At 74.0% G+C, this 7,889-nt stretch carries 7 protein-coding genes, 1 rRNA gene and 1 pseudogene; 7 read left to right on the top strand and 2 right to left on the bottom strand.

What is annotated here, in order from left to right; genetic code table 11:
• Nucleotides 1-34: 34 nt before the first annotated feature.
• Nucleotides 35-151, top strand: a 5S ribosomal RNA gene (rrf, locus tag ABZ321_RS52875).
• A 10-nt stretch (nt 152-161) separates the two neighbouring features.
• On the opposite strand, the gene ABZ321_RS52870 is transcribed toward rrf, so the two are convergent.
• Complete coding sequence (locus tag ABZ321_RS52870; protein ID WP_354903987.1) at nt 162-2,480, bottom strand: hypothetical protein; 2,319 nt, start codon at nt 2,478-2,480, stop codon at nt 162-164.
• On the opposite strand from ABZ321_RS52870, the pseudogene ABZ321_RS52865 reads away from it, so the two are divergent.
• Nucleotides 2,415-3,017: pseudogene (locus ABZ321_RS52865) on the top strand (Replicase polyprotein 1ab); the annotation flags it as partial. The gene ABZ321_RS52870 and the pseudogene ABZ321_RS52865 sit on opposite strands and share 66 nt — an antisense overlap.
• Nucleotides 3,018-3,474: 457 nt before the next feature.
• Nucleotides 3,475-4,467, top strand: coding sequence for an HAD-IIA family hydrolase (locus ABZ321_RS52860; protein WP_344513316.1), 993 nt, complete (start codon nt 3,475-3,477; stop codon nt 4,465-4,467).
• Nucleotides 4,468-4,515: 48 nt separating this feature from the next.
• Here ABZ321_RS52860 and ABZ321_RS52855 read toward each other — a convergent pair whose 3' ends face one another.
• The gene (locus ABZ321_RS52855; RefSeq protein WP_344513314.1) at nt 4,516-4,854 is read right to left on the bottom strand and encodes an SCP2 sterol-binding domain-containing protein; all 339 of its coding nucleotides are present in this window, start codon (nt 4,852-4,854) and stop codon (nt 4,516-4,518) included.
• Nucleotides 4,855-4,980: 126 nt separating this feature from the next.
• Between ABZ321_RS52855 and ABZ321_RS52850 the strand changes: the two genes are divergently transcribed.
• From ABZ321_RS52850 to ABZ321_RS52835, 4 genes are all read left to right on the top strand, one after another.
• Complete coding sequence (locus ABZ321_RS52850) at nt 4,981-5,709, top strand: hypothetical protein (RefSeq protein WP_344513312.1); 729 nt, start codon at nt 4,981-4,983, stop codon at nt 5,707-5,709.
• A gap of 41 nt (nt 5,710-5,750) precedes the next feature.
• A complete protein-coding gene (locus ABZ321_RS52845) occupies nt 5,751-5,909 on the top strand; it encodes a hypothetical protein (RefSeq protein WP_344513310.1) in 159 nt (52 codons plus the stop codon).
• Nucleotides 5,909-6,721, top strand: coding sequence for a TlyA family RNA methyltransferase (locus ABZ321_RS52840; RefSeq protein ID WP_344513308.1), 813 nt, complete (start codon nt 5,909-5,911; stop codon nt 6,719-6,721). The genes ABZ321_RS52845 and ABZ321_RS52840 overlap by 1 nt, the downstream gene beginning before the upstream one ends.
• Nucleotides 6,722-6,965: 244 nt before the next feature.
• Nucleotides 6,966-7,859 carry an NAD kinase gene (locus ABZ321_RS52835; protein ID WP_344513306.1) on the top strand — a complete coding sequence of 298 codons (894 nt, stop codon included), beginning with the start codon at nt 6,966-6,968 and terminating at the stop codon, nt 7,857-7,859.
• The last annotated feature ends 30 nt before the right edge of the window (nt 7,860-7,889 follow it).

Genomic DNA, 7,889 nt, shown 5'->3' with positions numbered 1-7,889 from the left:
CTGGGGTGTGCGGTGGTTGACAGGTTCATAGAGTTACGGCGGCCATAGCGGAGGGGAAACGCCCGGTCCCATTCCGAACCCGGAAGCTAAGCCCTCCAGCGCCGATGGTACTGCACCCGAGAGAGTGTGGGAGAGTAGGACGCCGCCGGACAAATTTTCGATTAAGGGCCGCCCTTTCCTGGGGCGGCCCTTAATTCGTTTACCGGGTCGAGCGCATGCGGTGCACCCCGGTCGGGAAGGATGAAGTCGTGACTGCAGGACCCCACGACCGCGACAACAGCGGGCAGGACCGGGGCGAGCGCCCCGCTTCCGGCGACCGCAAACCACGTTGGACCGGCGCCGACCGCGACCGCGGGTCGGCCTCGAGCTCCCGTACGCCCCGCGACGGCGGACCCCGCGCAGGTCAGGACCGCTCCGGCGGCTTCCGCGACCGTGACGGCGGGCCGCGTGGCGGTGGCTTCCGCGACCGCGACGGTGGCTCCGGTGGCGGCGGATACCGCTCCGGTGACCGTACCGGCGGATCCCGTGACGGCAATCGCGCCGGCTCCGGCGGATCGGGTGGTTACCGCTCCGGTGACCGTCCGGCCGGCGGCGAGCGCTCCGGCGGCGGCTACCGTTCCGGCGGCGAGGGCGGCTCCGGCGGCTTCCGCGGCGGTGACCGGCCCGGGTACCGCGACGGTGAGCGCTCCGGTGGCTTCCGGCCGCGCGAGGGCGGCGACCGCTCCGGCGGGTTCCGCGACCGGGAAGGCGGCGGTGGGCCCCGTGGCGACCGTGGTGACCGGCAGGGCGGGTTCCGCTCGGGTGGTCCCGGCGGCTATCGCTCCGGTGGTGACCGGCCGGGATTCCGTGACGGTGAGCGTTCCGGTGGGTTCCGCGACCGCGACGGTGGACAGGGCGGCTTCCGCGACGGCGCTCCCCGTGGCGACCGTGCCGGCGGGTCCGGCGGCTTCCGGGACCGTGACGGCGGGCCGCGCGGCGACCGGCCGGGCGGGTTCCGCGACCGTGACGGCGGACCGCGCGGTGACCGTGGTGACCGGCCGGGGTTCCGCGACGGTGCGTCGCGTGGGGACAGGCCCGGTGGGTTCCGTGACCGTGACGGCGGACCGCGGGGCGACCGCGGTGACCGGCCGGGCGGCTTCCGCGACCGTGACGGTGGTCCTCGTGGCGACCGTGCCGGCGGGTCCGGCGGCTTCCGGGACCGTGACGGCGGACCGCGCGGCGACCGGCCAGGCGGGTTCCGTGACCGTGACGGCGGTCCTCGTGGCGACCGTGACGGCGGACCGCGCGGCGACCGGCCGGGCGGGTTCCGTGACCGTGACGGCGGTCCTCGTGGCGACCGTGCCGGCGGGTCCGGCGGCTTCCGTGACCGTGACGGCGGCCCTCGTGGCGATCGCGCCGGTGGCTTCCGTGACCGTGACGGTGGTCCTCGTGGCGACCGGCCCGGGTTCCGTGACGGCGACCGGCAGGGTGGCTTCCGCGACCGGGACGGTTCGCGTGACGGCGGGCCGCGTGGCGGTGGGTTCCGTGACCGTGACGGTGGTCCTCGTGGCGACCGGCCGGGCGGGTTCCGTGACCGCGACGGTGGACCCCGCGGCGACCGGCCGCCGTTCCGGGACAACGCCGCGCGAGGGGACCGTCCGTCGTTCCGCGACGGTGGTCCGCGTGACGGTGGTCCTCGTGGTGGGTTCAGGGATCGTGACGGCGACCGGCCGGCGTACCGCGACCGCGGTGACCGCCCCGGTGGGTTCCGCGACCGGGACGACCGCGGTGAGCGGCCCGGTGGCTTCCGTGACCGCGACGGTGGTGCCCCCCGCGGCGACCGGCCCGGCGGGTTCCGCGACCGCGACGGTGCTCCCCGCGGTGACCGGCCGAGTGGGTTCCGCGATCGGGACGGTGGGCCGCGTGGCGACCGTGCCGGCGGGTTCCGTGACCGCGACGGTGGTCCTCGTGGCGGTGGGTCCCGGGACGACCGTGGCACCGGTGGGTTCCGCGACCGGGGTGACCGCCCTGCGGGTTCCGGTGGGTTCCGGGACCGTGACGGGCAGCGTTCCGGTGGCCACGGCGACCGGCCCGGGAACTTCCGGGACGACCGGGGCGGCCCGCGGCGCGAGGGTGGCCCCCGCGGCGACCGGCCCGGGCAGCGCGACGGTGGTCCGCGTGGCGGTGGGTTCCGCGACCGGGACTCCGGCGGGCGTGGTGCCGGCTTCCAGCGGCCCGAGGGGCTGCGGCGCGACGACGCAGGCGGCTACCGGCCGCGGCAGAGCGACCCGGGCTTCGTCGCCGAGGAGATCGAGGGCGAGGAGACCGTCAGCCGCGTCGCGGACCCGGTGCTCGCCGACGACATCGACCCGGCGGAGCTGGACCGTGAGGTGCGCAGCGAGCTGAGCTCGCTGGCCCGGCCCGTCGCGGAGGAGGTGGCCCGCCGGCTCATCGCGACGGGGCAGCTGCTCGACGACGACCCGGAGCTGGCGCTCGCCCACGCGCTCGTCGCGCGGCGGAAGGCGTCGCGCATCGCCGTGGTACGTGAGGCCGCCGGTCTCGCCGCGTACCACGCCGGGGAGTGGCAGACGGCGCTCGGTGAGCTGCGGACGTACCACCGGATGACCGGCCGGCAGACCCACATCGCGGTCATCGCCGACTGCGAGCGGGCGCTGGGGCGGCCGGAGAAGGCGATCGACCTGTTCCGGACCGCGGACCGGGAGAAGCTCACCGCCGAGGAGATCGTCGAGCTGCTGATCGTCGCCGCCGGTGCGCGCGGCGACATGGGGCAGCATGACGCCGCCGTGGCGATGCTGCAGGTGCGTGAGCTGACGTCGGCACCCGAGGCGGTGTGGGCGGCTCGGCTGCGGTACGCGTACGCCGACGCCCTCCTGCGTGCCGGTCGCCGGGAAGAGGCCCGCGAGTGGTTCGCGCGCGCCGCCGACCTCGACGAGGACCTCGCCACCGACGCGGCCGAGCGGCTCCTGGAGCTCGACGGCATCGTCCTGGACGGCGACGAGGACGACGACGAGGACGACGAGCGCGCCCTCGCCGACGACAGCGCCGAGGACGAGGACGACGCGGACGACCGCGACGAGGACGACGACCGCGACGACGAAGACGACCGCGACGAAGACGACTACGACGACGAAGACGACGAAGACGACGAAGACGACTACGACGATGACGACGAGGACGACGACGAAGACGCGGACCGCGACGACGAAGACGACCGCGACGACCGCGACGACGAAGACGACTACGACGATGACGACGACGACGACGAGGACGACGACCGCGACGGCGACTACGAGGACGAGGACGACGTAGACGCCGAGGACCAGGACCCGGACGACGTGGACGACGACGTCGACGGCGACGGGGAGCCGGACGACGAGGACGACCGCGACACCGACGGACCCACGGTCGACGACCGCGGGACCGAGACGGGCGCCGGCCGTACCGACGCCGACAACGACGACAGTGGGACGACTCGTGGCTGAGCAGGCGAGCGAAGACCTCGTCAGCCACTACGACCTGGTCATCTTCGACCTCGACGGCGTCCTGTACCTCGTCGACCAGGTCATCCCGGGCGCCGCGGAGGCGTGTGCGAGGCTGCGCGAGCGGGGGATTCCCAGCGCGTACGCCACGAACAACGCCTCGCGGCTGCCCGGCGACGTCGCGGCGTTGCTGACGCGCATCGGCATCCCCGCCGACGTGCGGGAGGTCGTCACGTCCGCGCACGCGACGGCGCTGCTGCTCGCCGAGCGGTTCGCGGCCGGGACACCGGTGCTGATCCTCGGGGCGCCGGCGCTGCAGGAGGAGGTCAGGGCCGTCGGGCTCCGGCCGGTCACCGACCCTTACGAGGCCAAGGTGGTCGTGCAGGGGTACGGGCCGGACGTCGCCATGCGGGACCTCGCCGACGCGTCGGTCGCCATCCGGGCCGGCGCGACGTGGATCGCGACGAACGCCGACAAGACGCTGCCGTCGCCGCGCGGGCCGCTGCCCGGGAACGGCTCGCTGGTCGTGGCGCTCGCCACGGCGCTCGGGCGGCAGCCGGACACGATCGTCGGCAAGCCCGACCCGACGCTGTTCCTGGAGGCGGCGCGGGAGCGGGCGGCGGCACACCCGATCGTCGTCGGCGACCGGCTCGACACCGACATCGAGGGCGCGTACCGGGCGGGCATGGACAGCCTGCTCGTCCTCACCGGGGTCAGCGACGCCGCCGAGCTGCTCGCGGCGCCGGTCGAGCGGCGGCCCACGTTCGTCGCGGAGGACCTGGCGGGGCTGTTCGAGACGCCGCCGGAGGCCGGGACGAACCAGTGGCGCGTCGACGACCTCGGCGACCGCTGGGTGCTGGCCGGCGACGGGCGGCGGGTGGACGCGCTGATGGCGCTGTGCGCGGTCGCGTGGGCGGCTGGTGAGGTCCGGCCCGTCACGGCGAAGGGCGAGGCCGCCTCGGCGGCGCTGGAGTGGATGAGGCTCTGACCGCGAGCGGATGAGGCTCTGGCGGGTGGATGACGCTCCGGCCGCGCGCTAGAGCAGCTTCCGCAGCTTCAGCAGGTCGAACACGCCCGCGTCGATCTTGATGCGGCCGCTGGTCCAGGCCTGCATGACGTTGAGCTCACCGTTGACGAGGGCGACCAGGTCGTCGCTCGTCGCGGTGAGCTTGATCTTCGCGCGGGGGTCGTCGCCGTCGGTCAGGCCGGTGATCTGCCCGTCCTTCAGCTGTCCGTGAAACGCCACGTTCAGGTCCGTGACACGGCAGGCGAGGGAGCGGTCGAAGTCCAGCTTCTCGCGGGCCTCGGCGGCGTTCGCGGCGAGCTTCGCCCCGAGCTTCTGCAACGCGGCGCGGCATTCCTCGACCGTGGCCATGTTTCCCCCCGTTTCCGTGCATCTAAATGTCCAATGCGGACACTTGGATTGTGACCGTACCGTACGGCGTCACGGACCGCCCGGTAGCGTGAACAGCGGTACACCACTTGGAGGAGAGGCGCAACCATGGCTCAGGAAGCCTGGCGGGCATATCTGGAACTGGCCTACGGCATGACCGAGGCGACGACCAAGAAGGCGACCAAGACGGTCCGCAGGCTGGTCGGCAGGAGCGGCGCGACCGCGGAGCAGCTGCAGGTGATGGCGGAGGACCTGCTGAAGGCCGGCACGGCCAACCGTGAGGCGATGACCAAGCTCGTCCGGTACGAGCTGGACCGCGCCCTGGGCGCCGTCGGCCTCGCCACGGCGGAAGAGGTCTCGGCGCTGACGAACCGCGTGCACGAGCTGGAGGCGAAGCTGAAGGCGGCCGCCGTGAAGCCGGCACCCGCGGCGCCAGCCGCGCCGGCCACCACCTCGCCGATCGAGCTGTCGCCGGTCGAGCCGGAGCCGGCGCTGCCGGTCGGTGCCGAGGCCGTCGAGCCGGAGGCCGCCGCACCGGCGGCGAAGAAGACGGTCGCGAAGCGGGTCGTCGCCAAGAAGACGGCCGCCGCGCCGGCCAAGACCGCGCCGGCCAAGACCGCGCCGGCGAAGACCGCCCCGGCGAAGACGGCCCCGGCGCGCAGGACGGCGGCCACGAAGGCCGCTCCCGCGCAGGCTGAGGCGCCGGCGGCGCCCGTCAAGAAGTCGGCCCCGGCGAAGAAGGCGGCGGCGAAGGCCGCGGTCGAGAAGATCGCCGAAGCGTCGGATGTGGCGCCTGTGAAGAAGACCTCTCCCCGGAAGCGGGCGTCGTCCTCGTGAGCATCACTCCTGGTCCAGCCCCCGTTCCCGGTCCAGGCCCGATGCCGGGTCCGCCCGGTGCCGCGGCGCTTGGGCGGGTCGAGGCGGCGGTCGAGGCACTCAACGGGGTAGCGTCGCTGCCGTTGCAGCGTCAGGTCGCGGTGTACGCCGACGCCCACCGCACGCTGCAGGAGACGTTGGGCACGATCGAGGAACGGTGATGGCGCGGCGGACACGACTCGATGCCGAGCTGGTGCGCCGCGGCCTGGCCCGGTCGAGGGAGCAGGCGGCCGCGTTGATCGCCGAGGGGCGCGTCGAGGTGCGCGGCGTCGTGGCCGGCAAGGCGGCCGCCCAGGTCGACCCGGCCGACCCCGTCAACGTCCTCGCCTCGCCCGTCGGCGACGAGTACGTGTCGCGGGGCGGCCACAAGCTGGCCGGGGCGCTCACGGCGTTCGAGGCACTCCCGGTACAAGGGCGGCGGTGTCTTGACGCCGGAGCGTCCACCGGTGGCTTCACCGACGTGCTGCTGCGCCGGGGCGCAGCCTCCGTCGCGGCCGTGGACGTCGGATACGGCCAGATCGCCTGGTCCCTGCGCACCGACGAGCGGGTGACGGTGATCGAACGCACGAACGTGCGCACCCTCACACCGGACGTCATCGGCGGGCCCGTCGACCTGACCGTGGCCGACCTGTCGTTCATCTCGCTGCGGCTCGTCCTCGCCGCCCTCGCCGCCTGCACGTCGGCCGACGGGGATCTGGTACCGATGGTGAAACCGCAGTTCGAGGTCGGCAAGGAACGGGTCGGGGAGGGCGGCGTCGTGCGGGACCCTGCGCTGCGCGCGGAGGCGGTGCTGGACGTGGCCGCCGTCGCCGCGGAGCTCGGCCTCGGCGTCGCGGGGGTGACGGTCAGCCCGCTGCCCGGACCGTCCGGCAACGTCGAGTTCTTTCTCTGGCTGCGCCGCGACGCTCCCGCCGTGTCCCGTGCCGCGGTGTACGAGGCGGCCTCCGCCTCCCTGGAAGGATTGGTTCCGTGAGCGGTCCGGAGCGTAGCGGAGGGCTGCGAACCAGAGGCGCAGTGGTTTGGCTCAGGCTGGTGCCGGAGCGCAGCGGAGGCGGTGGCCTGAGCGGTCCGGAGCGTAGCGGAGGGCTGCGAACCAGAGGCGCAGTGGTTTGGCTCAGGCTGGTGCCGGAGCGCAGCGGAGGCGGTGGCCTGAGCGGTCCGGAGCGCAGGCACGGTGTCGGCCCAGGCCGGCACCGCGGCGCCGCAGGGGTGGCGGCGTGACGCCACGGGAGGCGCTGCTCGTCACCCACACGGGGAAACGCAGCAACAACGAGCACGCCCGGACGGTGGCCGCGGACCTGCTCGACAACGGGTTCACGGTCCGTGTCCTCGCCGAGGAGGCCGGCGAGCTCGACATCCCGCGCGCCGTCCCGGTCAGCGGCGAGGCCGCCGCGCAGGGCGTGGAGATCGTGTTCGCGCTCGGCGGCGACGGCACCCTGCTCCGCGCCGCCGAGCTGGCCCGGCCGGCGAAGGCGCCCCTGCTCGGCATCAACCTGGGCAAGGTCGGGTTCCTCGCCGAGGCCGAGATCGGTGACGTCGACAAGGCTGTCCGGGAGGTCGTCGAGCGGACGTACACCGTCGACGAACGCCTCACGATCGACGTCTTCGCCGAGCACGACGGGCGGCCGGTCGGCTCCTCGTGGGCGCTCAACGAGGTGACGGTCGAGAAGGGCGCGCGCGAGAAGATGCTGGAGCTGCTCGTCGAGGTCGACGGCCGGCCCCTGTCCCGCTACGGCTGCGACGGCGTGGTGTGCGCCACGCCGACGGGCTCGACGGCGTACGCGTTCTCCGCCGGCGGCCCGGTCGTGTGGCCGGAGCTGGAGGCGCTGCTGCTGGTGCCGATCAGCGCGCATGCCCTCTTCAGCCGGCCGCTCGTCATCGCGCCGACCTCGACGATCACCGTGAACGTCGAACCGTTCACCAGCTTCGCCCTGCTGTCCTGCGACGGCCGGCGGGTCATGGACCTCGCGCCGGGATCGACGGTCACCGTGCGGCGCGGCGCGCTCCCCGTCCGGGTGGTCCGGCTGCGTGAGCGACCGTTCACCGACCGCCTCGTGGCGAAGTTCGCCCTGCCGGTCGACGGTTGGAGACACAACAAACGGCACGGCTGAGTGGAGAAGTGTCGTACCCCGCGGCTAGTG

The organism is Dactylosporangium sp. NPDC006015, from assembly GCF_040614215.1.
In the GTDB taxonomy this organism is placed as follows: domain Bacteria; phylum Actinomycetota; class Actinomycetes; order Mycobacteriales; family Micromonosporaceae; genus Dactylosporangium; species Dactylosporangium maewongense.
The sequence above is the reverse complement of the archived record's forward strand: the minus strand, read 5'-3'. Positions and strand labels throughout refer to the sequence as shown.

What these genes read in the sequence shown, in the direction of transcription:
- ABZ321_RS52855 (WP_344513314.1), bottom strand. Translation starts at nt 4,854, where the DNA reads ATGGCCACGGTCGAGGAATGCCGCGCCGCGTTGCAGAAGCTCGGGGCG.
- ABZ321_RS52845 (WP_344513310.1), top strand. Translation starts at nt 5,751, where the DNA reads ATGCCGGGTCCGCCCGGTGCCGCGGCGCTTGGGCGGGTCGAGGCGGCG.
- ABZ321_RS52850 (WP_344513312.1), top strand. Translation starts at nt 4,981, where the DNA reads ATGGCTCAGGAAGCCTGGCGGGCATATCTGGAACTGGCCTACGGCATG.
- ABZ321_RS52840 (WP_344513308.1), top strand. Translation starts at nt 5,909, where the DNA reads ATGGCGCGGCGGACACGACTCGATGCCGAGCTGGTGCGCCGCGGCCTG.